Origin of the sequence: Streptomyces sp. NPDC087440, from assembly GCF_044744005.1 — a bacterium.
Taxonomy (GTDB): domain Bacteria; phylum Actinomycetota; class Actinomycetes; order Streptomycetales; family Streptomycetaceae; genus Streptomyces.
The window spans coordinates 37,153-52,949 of the sequence record NZ_JBIUXN010000005.1; the positions used below are offsets into that span (position 1 = coordinate 37,153).

Annotated in this window: 13 protein-coding genes and 2 pseudogenes; 10 read left to right on the plus strand and 5 right to left on the minus strand. The window is 72.6% G+C overall.

All coding sequences use genetic code 11. From position 1 onward, the window contains the following. Nucleotides 1-24: 24 nt before the first annotated feature. The gene (locus tag ACIO3O_RS13070) at nt 25-357 is read right to left on the minus strand and encodes a hypothetical protein (protein ID WP_401745279.1); all 333 of its coding nucleotides are present in this window, start codon (nt 355-357) and stop codon (nt 25-27) included. A 596-nt stretch (nt 358-953) separates the two neighbouring features. Here ACIO3O_RS13070 and ACIO3O_RS13075 point away from each other — a divergent pair. Together ACIO3O_RS13075 and ACIO3O_RS13080 are read left to right on the plus strand one after the other, a co-directional pair. Then, nucleotides 954-2,675, plus strand: coding sequence for an acyl-CoA dehydrogenase family protein (locus ACIO3O_RS13075; RefSeq protein ID WP_401744940.1), 1,722 nt, complete (start codon nt 954-956; stop codon nt 2,673-2,675). A 53-nt stretch (nt 2,676-2,728) separates the two neighbouring features. After that, the gene (locus ACIO3O_RS13080; RefSeq protein ID WP_401744941.1) at nt 2,729-3,394 is read left to right on the plus strand and encodes a 1,4-alpha-glucan branching protein; all 666 of its coding nucleotides are present in this window, start codon (nt 2,729-2,731) and stop codon (nt 3,392-3,394) included. An 80-nt stretch (nt 3,395-3,474) separates the two neighbouring features. On the opposite strand, the gene ACIO3O_RS13085 is transcribed toward ACIO3O_RS13080, so the two are convergent. Further along, nucleotides 3,475-4,098: an SRPBCC family protein gene (locus ACIO3O_RS13085; protein WP_401744942.1), complete on the minus strand. Its 624-nt coding sequence runs from the start codon at nt 4,096-4,098 to the stop codon at nt 3,475-3,477. Between the two features lie 124 nt (nt 4,099-4,222). Between ACIO3O_RS13085 and ACIO3O_RS13090 the strand changes: the two genes are divergently transcribed. After that, nucleotides 4,223-4,897, plus strand: coding sequence for a TetR/AcrR family transcriptional regulator (locus ACIO3O_RS13090; RefSeq protein ID WP_401744943.1), 675 nt, complete (start codon nt 4,223-4,225; stop codon nt 4,895-4,897). Nucleotides 4,898-4,939: 42 nt separating this feature from the next. Here the strand turns inward: ACIO3O_RS13090 and ACIO3O_RS13095 are convergent, their stop codons facing one another. Further along, nucleotides 4,940-6,229 carry an NAD(P)/FAD-dependent oxidoreductase gene (locus ACIO3O_RS13095; RefSeq protein WP_401744944.1) on the minus strand — a complete coding sequence of 430 codons (1,290 nt, stop codon included), beginning with the start codon at nt 6,227-6,229 and terminating at the stop codon, nt 4,940-4,942. Nucleotides 6,230-6,439: 210 nt separating this feature from the next. On the opposite strand from ACIO3O_RS13095, the gene ACIO3O_RS13100 reads away from it, so the two are divergent. The 5 genes and pseudogenes from ACIO3O_RS13100 to ACIO3O_RS13120 all read left to right on the plus strand — a co-directional run. Next, nucleotides 6,440-7,312: a hypothetical protein gene (locus tag ACIO3O_RS13100; RefSeq protein WP_401744945.1), complete on the plus strand. Its 873-nt coding sequence runs from the start codon at nt 6,440-6,442 to the stop codon at nt 7,310-7,312. A gap of 154 nt (nt 7,313-7,466) precedes the next feature. Beyond that, nucleotides 7,467-8,027: an EF-hand domain-containing protein gene (locus tag ACIO3O_RS13105; RefSeq protein WP_401744946.1), complete on the plus strand. Its 561-nt coding sequence runs from the start codon at nt 7,467-7,469 to the stop codon at nt 8,025-8,027. Between the two features lie 148 nt (nt 8,028-8,175). Further along, nucleotides 8,176-9,103 (plus strand): annotated as a pseudogene (locus ACIO3O_RS13110) (NADP-dependent oxidoreductase). Nucleotides 9,104-9,163: 60 nt separating this feature from the next. Beyond that, nucleotides 9,164-9,898 (plus strand): cupin domain-containing protein, encoded by a 735-nt coding sequence (locus tag ACIO3O_RS13115; protein ID WP_401744947.1) that lies wholly within the window; start codon nt 9,164-9,166, stop codon nt 9,896-9,898. A 5-nt stretch (nt 9,899-9,903) separates the two neighbouring features. Continuing rightward, nucleotides 9,904-10,095: pseudogene (locus tag ACIO3O_RS13120) on the plus strand (helix-turn-helix transcriptional regulator); the annotation flags it as partial. Between the two features lie 14 nt (nt 10,096-10,109). On the opposite strand, the gene ACIO3O_RS13125 reads toward ACIO3O_RS13120, so the two are convergent. Next, the gene (locus ACIO3O_RS13125) at nt 10,110-11,582 is read right to left on the minus strand and encodes a carotenoid oxygenase family protein (RefSeq protein WP_401744948.1); all 1,473 of its coding nucleotides are present in this window, start codon (nt 11,580-11,582) and stop codon (nt 10,110-10,112) included. Between the two features lie 102 nt (nt 11,583-11,684). Then, nucleotides 11,685-12,422, minus strand: coding sequence for a S1 family peptidase (locus ACIO3O_RS13130; protein ID WP_401744949.1), 738 nt, complete (start codon nt 12,420-12,422; stop codon nt 11,685-11,687). 480 nt (nt 12,423-12,902) lie between these two features. On the opposite strand from ACIO3O_RS13130, the gene ACIO3O_RS13135 reads away from it, so the two are divergent. Further along, a complete protein-coding gene (locus ACIO3O_RS13135; protein ID WP_401744950.1) occupies nt 12,903-14,330 on the plus strand; it encodes a uracil-xanthine permease family protein in 1,428 nt (475 codons plus the stop codon). After that, nucleotides 14,330-15,655, plus strand: a complete 1,326-nt coding sequence (locus ACIO3O_RS13140; protein ID WP_401744951.1) for an amidohydrolase family protein — start codon at nt 14,330-14,332, stop codon at nt 15,653-15,655. Before ACIO3O_RS13135 ends, ACIO3O_RS13140 begins: the two co-directional genes overlap by 1 nt. The last annotated feature ends 142 nt before the right edge of the window (nt 15,656-15,797 follow it).

Here is a 15,797-nt window from a genome sequence, read left to right on the forward strand (position 1 = left end):
TCCGCACCGACGTGGCCGGGGCGATCAGGCTGCCGTTGACGAGGGGCTGTCCTCGAACTCCGCGAGCTTCCGGAGTACGGCCTCCCGGCGGACCGCCGACCGCTGGGCGGGCCGTTCGACGCGGGCGTACGGGCGCTGCGGGAGGGCGACACCGAGACCGGGGGCCGACTGCTGCACGAGGTCGCGCGGGCCGGGGTGCCCGAGGCGGCGATGCTCCTCGGGCTGCTGCGCGCGCAGTCCGGCGACCGGGACGCGAGCCGGGACCTGCTGCGCGCGGCGGCCGAGGGCGGCGACCCGGAGGCGTACCTGTTCCTGGGGCACTTCGCGCTGCACGACGACGTCGACGGCGCCCGCCACTGGTTCGAACGGGCGGCGGCGGACGCAGCAACCACGCCCGGCTCAGGCTGGGAACGGACCTGGCGACGGACGGCGACCCGGACCGGACCGAGGCCTTCCTGCGGGTGGCCGCCGCGGAGGGCCTCGCGGACGCGTTCGGACCGCTCGCCGAGTTCGCCAGAGTCAGGGGCGACACGGAAGAAGTGCAGCGGTGGCAGTCGGAGGCTGCCCACGCGGGCTCCGCCCCCGGCCCGTACGCGGAGGCCGCAGCCACCGGGGAGCGGCACGGGTCCACCCACCTGATGCCCCGGGCCGCCTGCGCGGGCAGCACCGCCGCTGCCCGCCGACTGGCGGACCGCTACGAGCGGACCGGCAACCGGGAACACGCTGCCTGGTGGCGTGACCCTGAGGAAGATGGATTGACGAGGGCATGCCGACCGACGCCCCAGGAGCTGTCACCCGTCACAGGCATCGGGCAGTGTGTGCCGTGAGCCGTGTCTCAACCGCCCCCTCCGCCTTGTTTGTGCAACAAGTTGCATAGCAAGATCGACCTGCGAGAGCCCCTCGACGTACGCGGACCGTACGAAGCCCGCCGCCCTCCCCGAAAGGCACCCCTCATGGCCGCCCCCCTCCTCTTCAACCCGCAGACCTACGACCCCCAGGGCTTCGACGCCGAGACGAGCAGGCTGCTGCGGGCCACCGTCGACTGGTTCGAGGCGCGCGGCAGGCGCCGGCTCATCGAGGACTACCGCACCCGCGCCTGGCTCGCGGACTTCCTCGCCTTCTCCGCGAAGGAGGGGCTCTTCGCGACCTTCCTCACCCCGGCCGCGGCCGCCGGGGACAACCCGGACAAGCGCTGGGACACCGCCCGCATCGCCGCGCTCAACGAGATCTTCGGCTTCTACGGGCTCGACTACTGGTACGCCTGGCAGGTCACCGTCCTCGGCCTCGGCCCCGTCTGGCAGAGCGACAACGCCGACGCCCGCGCCCGCGCCGCCGAACTCCTCGACCAGGGCGAGGTGTTCGCCTTCGGCCTCTCCGAGAAGTCGCACGGCGCGGACATCTACAACACCGACATGCTGCTCACCCCGGACGGCGACGGCGGCTTCCGTGCCACCGGCTCCAAGTACTACATCGGCAACGGAAACGCAGCAGGGCTCGTCTCCGTCTTCGGGCGGCGCACGGACGTCGAGGGCCCCGACGGCTACGTCTTCTTCGCCGCCGACAGCCGCCACGACGCGTACCACCTGGTGAAGAACGTCGTCGATTCGTCGAAGTACGTGAGTGAGTTCCGCCTGGAGGACTATCCGGTCACCGCCGCCGACGTCCTGCACACCGGCCGCGCCGCCTTCGACGCCGCGCTGAATACCGTCAACGTCGGCAAGTTCAACCTGTGCACCGCCTCCATCGGCATCTGCGAGCACGCGATGTACGAGGCCGTCACCCACGCGAGCAACCGCATCCTGTACGGCCGCCCGGTCACCGCCTTCCCGCACGTGCGCCGCGAGCTGACCGACGCGTACGTCCGCCTGGTCGGCATGAAGCTCTTCAGCGACCGCGCCGTCGACTACTTCCGCACGGCCGGTCCCGACGACCGCCGCTACCTCCTCTTCAACCCGATGACGAAGATGAAGGTGACCACCGAGGGCGAGAAGGTCATCGACCTCATGTGGGACGTCATCGCCGCCAAGGGCTTCGAGAAGGACAACTACTTCGCCCAGGCGGCGATCGAGATCCGCGGCCTGCCCAAGCTGGAGGGCACGGTTCACGTCAACCTCGCCCTGATCCTGAAGTTCATGAAGAACCACCTCCTGGACCCGGCGCCGTACGAGCCCGTCCCGACCCGCCTCGACGCGGCCGACGACGACTTCCTCTTCCGCCAGGGCCCGGCCCGGGGCCTCGGCTCGGTCCGCTTCCACGACTGGCGCCCGGCCTTCGACGCGTACGCGAGCCTGCCCAACGTGGCCCGCCTGCGCGAACAGGCCGACGCCCTCTGCGAGTTCGTCAAGACGGCCGCCCCCGACGAGGCCCAGAGCCGTGACCTGGACCTCCTCCTCGCCGTCGGCCAGCTCTTCGCGCTCGTCGTGCACGGCCAGCTGATCCTGGAGCAGGCGAAGCTGACGGACCTCGACACGGACGTCCTCGACGAGCTGTTCGCCGTCCTCGTACGGGACTTCTCCGCGCACGCCGTGGAGCTGTACGGCAAGGACTCCGCCACCGAGGCCCAGCAGAACTGGGCGCTGGGGGCCGTCCGCCGCCCCGCCGTGGACGAGGAGCGCTCGGCCCGCGTCTGGCGGCAGGTCGAGGCGCTGTCCGGAACGTACGAGATGGCTCCCTGAGCCCCGAAAACACACCCGTGCGGGGAAGGCACCCGGCCCTGTACCTTCCCCGCATGGCGACCATCTACGACACCACCGTGACCCCCACCAAACTCGAACTCTTCACCGCGTGGCTGCCCACCCGCCCCTGGTACCAGGGCACTTCGGCCACCCCCGACCTGGCCAAGGCCGGCGGCTTCCGGCTGGACGACCCCGAGGGCGAGGTGGGCCTGGAGTTCATGGTGATCACGGACGCGTCCGGGCCGAGCCCGGTCGCGTACCAGATCCCCGTCACCTACCGCGGCGCGCCGCTCGAAGGGGCCGCCGCCGAGCGGGCCTTCATCGGCACGATGGAGCACGGCGTGCTCGGCACGCGCTGGATGTACGACGGCCCGCTCGACCCCGCCCTCGTGCCGCAGCTGCTCGCGCTGCTCCAGAACCGCGCCGAGCCGCAGCACCAGAACATCAGCGACACCCCCGACCCGGCCGTCACCGCCCGCACCACGGGCCCCGCCCTCCCCGCCGAGCTGGTCCCCGGCGACGTACGCGACGAGAAGCTCGCCACGACGGTCACCGTGGCCACGGGTGAGCCGTCCGGCCCGCTGACCCTGTCGGTGACGCGCGTGCTGGGCACGGCGGCGACGGACGGGTCCCGGGCACACGTCGTCGCGCACTGGGAGTCCCCGGAGGGGGAGAAGCGGGACGGCGTGTTCGCCGTGCTCGGTCCCATGGCGGGCTGATACGTACGGCTGCTGTTGAGGGCGTCGGGGCCGTGCGGCGTGTCGCGACGATTGTGTCGCGGCCCCGACCTGCCGGGGATTCAGCAAGTGGCGGACTCCGCCGCGGACGTGAGGTCGCGCAGCCACTTCTCCAGGCCCTCGCGCAGGATCGCCCGCGCGGCGTCCTCGTTCGCGTCCACCACCGCGCCGGTGTGCGTCTCCTCGGTGGTCACCCGGACCCCGCCCCTGACCTTGGTGAACGTCCACACGTGTACGCCGTCGATGCGCAGGCCACCCGCGCCGACGGCAGGTCCGGTCCAGCGGATGCAGGAGCCCTGCCGAAGCTGTTCGACGGTCGACGTGATCTCCAGGCTGGTGGCGGGCGTCTGCGGATTGGGCGGGATCGGGGTCGTCCAGCGGAACGCCGAGCCCGCGCGGAACGGGCCGTGGTCCAGGCGCTTCACGTCGGTGATGCCGGGCTGCCAGGAGGGCCAGCGCGCCACGTCCGTCTGGAGCTTCCAGATGGTGTGCAGGGGGGCGTGGACGACCGTCTCGGTGCGGTGGCGGACGCGGGCGTCGGGGTCGACGCCCTTGCCCTGGCAGGTGAGGGAGGTGGTGGGTGTGGTTGCTGCGGCCGCGGTCGGTGCGGCCACTGTGCCCAGTAATCCGGTGGCGAGCAGCGAGACGGCGAGCAGAGCGGCGCGGGTGCTTCGGTTCGTGAACATGGGGACCCCTTCGGCTATATGGCGGCTCGTTCGTTACAAGGTATAACTCGACCGTGCGTGAGGGGTCAACAGTTGCGTGATAGGTTCTAACAAAATTCGGGCTGGGTGGGAGAGAAGGCACACCGTGGCGAAGGCCGAGGCGAAGAAGACGGACGCGGAGACCCCCCGTGAGCGCTACCGCGCCCAAGTGCGCGCGGAGGTCAAGGAGCACGCCTGGCAGCAGATCGCCACGGCCGGAGCCTCGGCGCTCTCCCTCAACGCGATCGCCAAGCAGATGGGCATGAGCGGCCCCGCCCTCTACCGCTACTTCGCCAGCCGCGACGACCTGATCACCGAACTGATCAGGGAGGCCTACCGAAGCCTCGCGGACACCCTCCGCGCCACCGCCGCCACGGGCTCCGGTCTCACCGCCCTCGCGCACACCCTGCGCGACTGGGCGCTGGAGGACCCCCACCGGTACCTGCTCCTCTACGGCACCCCGGTGCCCGGCTATCACGCCCCCGACGACGTCACCGGCATCTCCGACGAGATCATGAAGACGCTCCTGGACGCCTGCACCGCCGCCCTCGCCGCCCGCAGGGCCGCGCCCTCGGCGCCACCCGCCCCCGCCTTCCTGGCCGAGCACCGCGAGTGGGCCGCCGGGCATCCCGCCCCGCCCGCGGCCCTGCACCTCGCCCTGACGTTCTGGACGCGCATGCACGGCGTCCTGTCCCTGGAACTCGCCGGCCACTTCGCGGGCATGGGCTTCGACCCCGCCCTCCTGTTCACCGCCGAACTCGACGCCCTCGCCCCGCGCTGACGCCCGCGTTCCCGGTCGCCCGGTCAGGCCCCGCGTTCCCGGTCAGACCCCCGCGCCCGCCCTGCGGTGCCGCAGGTTGACCACCGACGCCTTCGCCAGCGCCGCCGGGCTCAGGAACCGCGCCGGACCGATCAGCCGTGACGCGAACCGGTGCATGTGCTGCGCCACGGCGGTGTCACGTGCCGCCGCCGAGAACATCAGCCGCTCCAGCGGGTTGAACGGCCGCGACACCGCGAAGTCCGCCGCCAGGAACTGGTGCCCGCGCAACCGCTTCCCGTGGTCACGGGCGTACACCAGCAGCGCCTTGTCCAGATCGGCCCGACCGGCGACCGCCGGGGCCACCGCCCGCGTCAGCCATTGCGCCGACTGGAGCGCCCACCCGCACCCCACACCCCACAGCGGATCACCGGTCAGCGCCGCGTCCCCGACGAGCGCCAGCCCCGGAGCGGTCGGCCTGCGGCTGTGCAGCGGGTAGTCGACCGTGCCGGTGATCTTCGTGACGCGCTCGGCCGCGTCGACGTCCGGTGCCTCCGGCAGCGCGCGCACGAAGGCGAGGAAACTGCCCTCCAGGTCCGCCCGGAAGGCCGGGAGGTGCTTCTTGTCCGGGAGCACCGCCAGCACCGTCACCCCGTCGTCGTTGGGGAACGCGTACGCCATGTCCGGCTCCAGGAACCAGGCGTGGCTGATCCCGTCCCGCAGCGGCAGGTTCCGGTAGTGCGCCAGATACCCGAACCGGCCGTTCCTGTGCTCCCGCACCGGCACACCGGCGAACTTCGCCACCGCCGAGTCCTTGCCGTCCGCCCCGACCACCAGCCGCGCCCGCAGCTCCCGCTCCCCGTCCGCCGCCGAAGCCCGCACCCCCACGACACGGGACGCGGCGCCCCCGCCCTCCCGCAGCAGCCCCGTCACCCGGTGGCCCAGCAGCAAATCCACCCCCGGCGTCTCGGCCGCCAGCGACCTGATCAGCGGGTCCAGCGTGCTGCGCCGGACGTTGTACCCGATCGGCAGCTCGGCGTCCGAGGCCGCGCCCCACGGCTCGATCCACCCCCAACGGGTGTGCCAGCGCGCCTTGTTGGGGACCGCGCCCGCCTTCTCCAGGGCCGTGACGAGTCCCAGCTCGCGCAGCACCGGATGGGCGCAGGCCGTCAGGGAGTGCGTGCACAGCGCCTTGTACGCCTCCGGGTCCGAGCGGCGCTCCAGCAGCGCGACGCGCACTCCGCGCCGCGCGAGCAGTATCGCCGCGGCGCAACCGGCCAGGCTCGCCCCGCTGATGACGACATCGTGATCGCGCGACGCACCGGAGCCGCGGGGTGCGCTGTCGGGCCTGTTCATGGGCGGAGTTCTCCTCGGGGCGCGGGCCGTACTGGGGAGTAGTACGGTACCTCCCGCCCCATCCCCACCAACTCCCCTGTTTACACCGGCGAGTTGCTGCACTCCCCCTCCCCGAGGTGCGCGCCCGGTCCTACCGTGAAGCGCGAGGACACGGCGTCGGCCCGCCCCCACCCGTGGCGGCGGCCGCTCCGGTCGAGCAGGAGGAACCCCATGACCATGCACGACGCATCCGGGTCGGCCCCCTTCGGCGAGGGCAGGAACGCAAGCAGGAACCCCGAGGTCAAGATCCCCGGTGACGCGCTGGACGCCCTCACCGACGCCCGCTCCCGCGCGTTCGACGACGACATGCGGCAGCGCGAGGAACGTGCCCGGCGCAACGCCGCCCTCATCGAGGCCGGTGCGGCCGTGCAGTCCGGCACGATCGACCCGGAGGCACTCGCCGCCTGGGAGGAGCAGGTACGCGTACGGCTGGAGCAGACCCCGACGTACGTCCGGCCCCCCGAGACCGCGGCGGAGGCCGCGATCGCCGACCTCCAGCTCTTCCGCCGCCCGTGGCCCTGGCCCCGCGCCAAGGCCTCCGACGGCGGCCAGCAGGCGACCGTCGACCTCGGCGGCGGCGAGGCGCACGTCGGCCTCGGCCTCTACAACCGGACCGGCGCGGCGGGCGGCACCGCCGAGATGGGCGGCCCGTTCCGCCTCCCGTCCTTCAGCGACTTCGAGTTCCGCACCACCGTCGACTACCGCTACGACTGGTTCTTCTCCACCGCGATCGGCAGCGCCGACAGCCAGGGCTGGATCTCCATCATCGTGGACGAACTCCTCGACGCCCCCGGCTCCCAGTGGCACTCCGTGGTCAACCGCAGGGTGCAGCTGTGGTCCGACTCCACCGGCAGCGCGGGCTCCGACGGAGCCACCGAACCCGGCAACAGGCTCACCGTCAACGAACGCTTCCGGGGCCGCCCGGACGCCAGCTACGTGTGGTGGGCCGGCGCCAACGAGACCATCCAGACCCAGTTCCAGGCCACCTCCCAGGCCAACCTCTACATCGAACTCCTCTACCTCGTCGCGTTGGCCCGCGTCTGAGGGACGGGCGGCGGTCGCACGCACGGGTGATGTTGCGTCAAGTCACCCGGAACCGCCCGGCCGGACTTCTACCGTGCTCACAAGGTCGCCGCGCGCCGCCCCCGGCGCGGTGCGCGGCGACGGTGTGCCGTGCGACGTGGAAAGAGGGCCGGTCATGGCCAGTGGGTTCCAGCAACGCAAGATCGACAACATGTTCGCCGCGTTCGACGTGAACGGCGACGGCTACCTCCAGAAGGACGACTTCGAGGCCCTCGTGGAGCGGTGGGGCCGCCTCCCCGGAGCGGAACCGGGCACGGAACTGCGCTCCCGGCTGGAGACCCTGCTGATGGGCTGGTGGGACGGCCTGCTCTCGGTCGCCGACGCCAACCACGACGGCAAGGTCGACAAGTCCGAACTCCTCGTCCTGGTCGACCGGCTCCCCACCCTGCGTGCACAGGTCGAGGCGACCGCCCACGCCCTCTTCGACGCCGTCGACACCAGCGGCGACGGCCGCATCTCGCCCGAGGAGCACCGCCGCCTGGTCGACGTCTGGCACGGCCGCACCGTCGACACCGAGGGCGTCTTCGACGTACTCGACCGAGACGGCGACGGATATCTCAGCCGCACCGAGTTCGCCGAGCTGTGGTGTCAGTTCTGGATCAGTGACGACCCGTCGGAACCGGGCAACCTGATGTGCGGGCGCATCCCGGGGCAGGCGGCCGCGCACGCAGGGTGAATGCACCGGGAAGCCCGGCCGGTGAGACGCAGGGACATCTGCCCGAGACAGAAGGATATTCATCCGCTCGCGCAGCCTTCCTAAGGTCGAGAACAACCGCACCGGCCGGGCGCCCCGCCCGGTCGGCCGACCGGAAGGAACCCCTCCCATGCGCGCAGTGATCCAGAAGTCCTTCGGCGGCCCCGAGGTCCTGGAGACCGTCGAGCTGGAACGGCCCGTCCCGCTCGCCACCGAAGTCCTCGTCCGCGTCCACGCCAGCGCCGTCAACCCGGCCGACCTGGCGGTCCGTTCCGGCGCCTACCCGATCTACGGCGAGCTGCCGTTCGGCGTCGGCTGGGACATCTCGGGCGTCGTCGAGGAGAGCGGCCCCGGCGCCCGCTTCAAGCCGGGCGACGAGGTCTACGGGATGCCGTTCTTCCCCCCGCGCCGCCACCGCCTACGCCGACTACGTCGCCGTCCCCTCCCGGCAGGTGGCCCGCAAGCCCGCCACCCTCGACCACGTGCACGCCGCCGCCCTCCCGCTCGCCGCCCTCACCGCCTGGCACGGGCTCGTGGACGCGGCCGGGCTCACCGAGGGGCAGCGGGTGCTGATCCACCGGGCCGCCGGGGGAGTGGGCCACCTCGCCGTGCAGATCGCGAAGGCACGCGGCGCCCATGTCATCGCCCTGGCCGGCGGGCCCAAGCACGACTTCGTACGGGGCCTCGGCGCCGACGAGGTGATCGACCACCGCACCACCGACTACACCGAGAAGGTCGCGGACGTCGACGTCGTCCTCGACGCCTCCTCGGAGGGCGCACGGGCCCTGGAGGTGCTCAGGCCCGGCGGCACCCTCGTCAGCATCGTCCAGCAGGGGGACCGGGAGCTCGCCGCCCGCATCGAGGCCGCCGGGCGACGCTTCGCGGGCGTCACCGTCGAACCCGATTACGCCGGGCTGGAGGCCATCGCCGCACTCGTCGACGCGGGCCGGGTCCGCCCGTACGTCGCCGAGACCTTCCCGCTCGAAGAGGCCGCCAAGGCACACGAGTTGGTCGGCGGCGGTCAGGTGCGGGGGAAGGTCGTCCTCACCGTCGCGTGAGCATAGGGTTGCACCGGTGGGCACCGGGGGGCACCGGGGGAGCGGCCGAGAGGAAGAGCGATGGACATCCTGACCGAGGCGCTGAGCTCCATGCGTACCGGACAGCCCACCTCCGTACGCACGGAGGGCCGCGCCCCCTGGGGGCTGCGCATCCCCCCGGTCTCCGGGGCCGGATTCCACATCGTGCTCTCCGGAACGTGCTGGCTGGTCCCGCTCGACGGGGCCTCCGGCGGGCGGCCGATCCCGCTCGGCCCCGGCGACGTCGTCTTCCTGCGCGGCGGCGCGGGCTGCGTCCTCGCCGACCACCCCTCGACGCCGTACGCCCGGGAACAGACCGACCAGTACCGGGACTCCCTGCCGATCGGCACGGTCACCGTCGGCGGCGACGGCCCGCGCACCAGCCTGCTGTGCGGGCACTACCGCCTGGACCAGAGCCGCCCCCACCCCCTCCTGCGGCAGCTCCCCGACATCGTGCACCTGCCCGCCGGGCCCGGCCGCCACGTCGAACTCGGCGCGGCGGTCCGCCTCCTGGCGGCGGAGCTGGAGACCCCCCGCATCGGCTCCACCGGCATCGTCCCGGCGCTGATCGACTCCCTCCTCCTCTACATCCTCCGCGCCTGGCTCGACGACCAGCCCCGGACCGGCGGGGCGGGCTGGGCGGCCGCGTTCGAGGACCCGGCCGTCGCCCCGGCGCTGAACGCCATCCACGAGGACCCCGCCCACCCGTGGACCGTCGAGGCGCTGGCCGGGCGGGGCTGTCCCGGGCCGCCTTCGCCCGCCGGTTCGCCGCCCTGACCGGCGAACCCCCGATGGCGTACCTCACCCGCTGGCGGCTGACGACCGCCGCCCGGCTGCTCCGCGAGTCCGAGGCCCCGCTCACGGCGGTCGCCGCCCGCACCGGGTACGGCTCCGAGTACGCCTTCGCGAAGGCCTTCAAGCGGGAGTACGGCCAGGCCCCGGGCGGCTACCGCCGCGAGGCCCGCGCCGCCTGAAGCGCGCCCCCGGTTCAGCCCTCGTCCGGCACCCAGTTCCCGTGGAACCCCACCGGCACCCGCACCGGCAGATGGACCCGCGCCACCGGTTCCGCCTCCAGGTCCCGGGCGTCCAGGACCACCAGGTCCGTCGCGTCCCGCTCCGGCTCGAAGACGTAACTCAGCAGCCAGCCCTCGTCCTCCCCGCCCTGTTCCGCAGGTACGAACACGCCCTCGCCGACGTCGCCGCGCGGGTCGAAGCGGTGCTCCTGCGTCGTGCCGTTGACCAGGTCGTACTTGACCAGGCCGACGCCCAACTGGGAGATGTCCGGCGGCAGCAGCTCGCCGGGCGTCTCCAGATGCAGCCGGGAGCGCTCCGCCCCGTACCCGTCGCCGGGCTGGACGACCCCGTAGCCGAACCGGTGCTCCAGCGTGGCCCGGCGCGGGTCGATGCGCGGGAACTCCACCGGACGGTCGTCCAGTTGCTCCTGCCGGACCGTCCCGGCGGTCAGGTCGACGGTCCAGCGCTCCAGGCACGGCGGCGCCTCGTCGGGGCCGAAGCGGGAATTGCGGTCGAACAGCTTGTCGTACCGCACCAGGTGCATCGTGATCGTCCGGCCGTCGGCCGACTCGTACGCGCCCATCGGATGGAAGACGAAGCACGGGTCGATCCCCAGCCACCGCACGGCCTCGGCCGGGCCTTCGCGCGGCAGCACACCGAGCCGGGCCGGGCGGGCCGGGTCCCAGACGTACGGGAAGTTGTCACCGCTCGACGCGCCCTCCAGGTCGAAGACCACCGGCAGGTCGTACAGCAGGACGTACGACGTCGTCAGCGAGAAGTCGTGCATCATCGGACCGCCCTCGACCGGCACGTCCACCCGCTGCCTGATCCGCCCGTCCAGGCCCGCCACCAGGTACTGGACATAGGGGTACGCCCAGCAGTACGCCACCGCGTGCAGTTCCCCGGTGCCGGGGTCGACGGTCGTGTGCGCGGCGAAGCCCCCGGGGAGGGTGCCGCCGAAGTCGTAGGGGCCCAGGGTGTTCAGCTCGTGGTCCAGCTCGTAGGGGAGCGCCCCGCCCTCGACGGTGGCCAGGTCGTGTCCGGCGAAGTGCAGGATGTGCGTGTTCGGCGCGAAGTCCATGTCGAGGTGGCGCGGACCCTGCGGCCCCTTCTCGCCGAGGCGGGCGGCCACGGCGTCGCTGCGCACCCACCGGTTGCGGTACCACTCGGCGCGCCCGTCGCGCAGCCGCACCCCGTGCACCATGCCCTCGCCGCTGAACCAGTGGTGCGCGGCGGGGTCCTCGATGTTCAGCGGGTTGGGACCGTTGCGGAGGAAGCGGCCGGTCAGGGCCTCCGGCAGGCGTCCGGTGACGGGCAGGTCGTGCGCGGTGACCTCTTCGCTGACGGGGGCGAACAGGCCTTCCAGGTAAGGGTTTTCACGACTGTCGTGGCCCTGGGGACTCTCGTGGCTCTCGTGGCTCTCGTGGGGGATGTTGCGGTCCGTCATCGCGGCCTCCTCGGGGAGGGGCGGGCCCGACGGCCCGACGGCCCTTCCACGCTCCACCCTCCCGCAGCACGCCGCACCCGAACAGGCCCCGCGCACGACCGGCTAGCCGCGGGTGACGGAGCGGATCCAGGCGAGCTGCTGGGAGACCTCTCCGGCCTCCGCGCTCGTCTCCCGGTCCGAGCCGAAGAAGACGCCGAGCAGCACCTCCTCGCCCTGCGGGGTGATGCTCATGACCGGGCCGCCGGAGTCGCCGCCCGCGGGAATCCCGGAACCCCTCACCATGCAGAAGTCCGGGCCGCCCGGCAGGGTGTGGCCCGAGCAGCGGGGGTCGTCCGGCTTCACGACCTTGAGGTCGGCCTGCTTGAGGACGGGGGACTGACAGGCGTTCTCGTCGGTGGTGCAGGTCGCGCCCCAGCCGTACTGCCGAACGGTCTGACCGGGGCGGACGGGTGCGGCGGACAGCTTCGCCGGGGTGACCTTCATCGGCTGGACCTTGATCAGCACCATGTCGGCCTTCGCGCTCCCCGCTCGCTTGCCGGGCAGCGGGCGCACCGTCGTCGTGCCCTTGCGGACGTCGAGGCTGCCGACCTTGAACGAGATCCGCTTGTCGGCGATCGGCTGCGCCTGTTCGTAGAAGCAGTGCGAGGCGCTGAGGACCCACTGCGCGGTCACCGCCGTCCCCGTGCACACCGGCTGCCCGTCGACGAACATGCGCACCGCCCACGGGCCGTACGTGCTCTTCGCACCGCCGATCACGGCGGACGCGGGGGCGGTCGAGAGGACCGAGCCGATCAGGAGCAGCAGGACGGACAGCAGCAGTGCACGCAGGTGACGGGTCATCAGGAACGGTTCCTCTCGGTGGTGCTTCGGCGCATCCGTGCTCGGGCCGTACACGGAGTCAGATGACCGACCGGGACGAACGGTTCCGTACCGCTGCGACACGTCGGCCCGCCCGGCCTGTCCCCACCGGAAGCCGCGTCGCAGCCTGGGCGGGACCTTCGCCCCGACAGCATCGGCGAATGAACCCTGCGCACCGGCTGCTTCTGCAACCCGGGCGTCGGCGAGGCCCTGCCCTGTACCGGGAGCTGACCACCGGACCCCCGCCGCACCGGGAGGTGCTGCCGCCGCGCACCGCCTGCTGATCCCCGCACGGATTGCTGAGCCCCGCACGGGTTGCGCGGCCGATTTCTCGCGGCAACGCGCGCGAAACACTCCGTCCCTACGGTCGCCCCATACCGGTCATGGCTGCAACGGCCGGTGCGCGACCGGGTGTTCACCGGCGCTAACCAGCCGTCTTCCGCCGAGCTCCAGGGAGGAACGATGGCTGTGCCCACGCGCCCCGTCGAGTCCGCCGCACCTCCACAGTCCCCCGCACCTCCACAGTCCCCCGCACCTCCACTGTCCCCCGCGCCCGCCCCGCACCCCGTCGACGTACGGCCGCCGCTGCGCCGCCTGGTCCCGCTCAGCCTTCAGCACCTGCTCGTCGCCTACGCGGGCATGGCGACGATGCCGCTGCTCGTGGGCACCGCACTGCACCTGCCCGAGGACCGGATACGGCTGCTGATCAGCGCGAACCTGCTGGTGAGCGGGCTGGCCACGCTGTTGCAGTCGCTCCGCGTCAAGGGGATCGGGCACTGGGTCGGGGCGCGGCTGCCGATCGTGATGGGCTCCACGTTCACCGCGATCACGCCCGCCGTGCTGATCGGCAAGGAGCACGGGCTCGCCGCCGTGTTCGGGGCGACGATCGTCTCCGGGCTGGTCACGGTGGCGGCCGCGCCGTGGTTCGGGCGATGTCTGCACCTGTTCCCGCCGCTGGTGACCGGGACCGTGATCGCGGTGATCGGGTTCTCGCTGGTGCCGTCGGCGGCGGGGCTGGTCACCGGGGGCGCAGGGGGTTCCGGCGGGGGAGCGGGCCTGGCCCTGGCGGCGGTCACCGTCCTGCTCGTGGTGCTGGTCGAGCGCCTCGCCCCGCCCGCCGTCGCCCGGTTCTCGGTACTGGTCGCGATGGTCGCGGGCACACTGCTCGCGCTGCCGCTCGGGCTGTTCGACGGGTCGGGGGTGGCGGAGGCGGCCCTGGTGTCGGTGCCCGACCCGACGGCCTTCGGCGCACCCACCTTCCTCGTACCGGCGATCGCCGCGATGCTCGTGGTGCAGCTGGTGAACATGGTCGAGTCGGTCGGCGACACGCTCGCCGTCGGCCAGATCGTCGAGCGCGGCGACGACGCCCCCACGGTGGTACGGGCGCTGCGCGCGGACGGCCTGGCCACCGTGGCGTCCGGGGCACTCTCCTCGTTCCCCGTCGTGACCTTCGGGAACTCGGTGGGCCTGCTCAGCGTGACCCGGGTGCGCAGCCGCCATGTCGTGGCGCTCTCCGGGCTGTTGATGGTCGCCCTGGCCTTCTTCCCCGTGCTCGGCGCGGCCGTCGCCGCCGTGCCGGGACCGGTGCTCGGCGGGGTCTCGCTCGTCATGTTCGGCACGGTCGGCGCGGTGGGCCTGCGCATCCTGGCCCGCGCCGACCTCACCGACTCCCGCAACCTGCTGACCGCCGCGCTCGCCTTCGGCCTCGGCATGATCCCGGTCGGCGCACCGGACTTCTACGCGCCGCTGCCGTCGTTCGCCCGCACCGTCCTGGACAGCGGCATCGCCGTCACCGGCATCGTCGCCTTCACCCTCAACCTCCTCTTCCACCACACGCCACGACGCAGCGAGGGCCGCGCCGCGGTCGCCCAGGACAAGGACCACGCCTGATGACGACGTACGACATCGACACGATCACCGACGTCACCGTCTACAGCGGCGGTCACTGGCTCGCGGGCAGGGACGTCCACCTGGCCGAAGGACGCGTCCGGGCGGTTGTCCCGTCGGGTGAACTCCCATGGGGCGTACGAGTGTTGGACGGCACGGACGGACACCTCACCCCCGGTCTCGTCAACACGCACACCCATCTCTTCCAAGCGGGCCTGCGCGGCATCGGCGAAGGCCTGCCCCTCCTCGCCTGGCTCAGCGCCGTCGGCGACGAAGCCGCCCTGCTCACCCCCGAACGCGCCTACGCCACCGCGACCGCCGCAGCCGCCGAGGCCCTGCGCAGCGGCACCACCACCCTGGTCGAGCACATGTGGCCGCACCCCTCGCCCGAGGTCCACGACGCGATCCTGCGGGCCCTGCGCGACAGCGGCATCCGGGCCGTACTGGGCCGGGGCGTCGCCGACCGGGCCGACCCCACCCGCAAGTGGGGCTTCGACCCGCGCCTGATGCAGCCGCTCGACCACGCCCTTGCCCACACCGACACGCTGATCGCGGCGGCACACGGCAGCAGGGTCGGGATCGGGCTCGCCGTGCCCAACCCGCGCTGCCTGACCCCGGACGGCATGGCGCAGGTGCGCGCGTACGCGGACGAACACCAACTGCCCGTATCCCTCCACCTCTTGGAGACGACCACCGACGACACGATGTGCCGCGAACACGCGGGAGTCGGCGCCGTCGACTACCTGGAACGGGCCGGATTCCTTTGGGACCGCCTCCTCGCCGTCCACTGCGTCGAACTGGACGCGGCAGGCCGCGCCGCACTCGCCCGGCACGGGGTCGGCGTCTCGTACAACCCCCTCAGCAACATGCGCCTGGGCAGCGGCATCGCCCCCGTGCCCGAGATGCTCGCCGCCGGACTGCGGGTCGGGCTCGGTGTCGACGGCGCGGCCAGCAACGACACCCAGGACATGAGCGAGGCCCTGCGCATCGGTGCGTACCTCCAACGCGCCGCCCACCGCAGGTCCGACCTGCTCGGCTTCCCCGAGATGTTCGCCCTGGCCGCAGACGGCGCCAACCGCGTCCTGGGCCTGGAGGAACGCCCCGACGGGGTACGCGAGGGCATGCAGGCCGACCTCGTGCTGCACCGCTTCTCCCGGGACTACGCCTGCCTTCCGGTACGGGACCCGGGGGCGACCCTGCTGACCTGCGCCGGCCCCCGCACGGTGGCGGCGGTCCTGGTCGGCGGCGAAGTCCTCGTCCAGGACGGGGAGCATGTCCGCCTGCCCTCGCGGGAGTTGGCGGCCGGGCTCGGATTTACGGCCGCGTAACACCACGACCCGACACGGGAAACACGCACCGCCCAGGCTGAACCCCATCGCGTACGGACCCCTGGCCACGGGGGTCCGTACCAGACCACGGCGCGGGCCCGGACCAGAGCGGGCCCCGCGACCGTGCCCGCGGGCCTCTGAG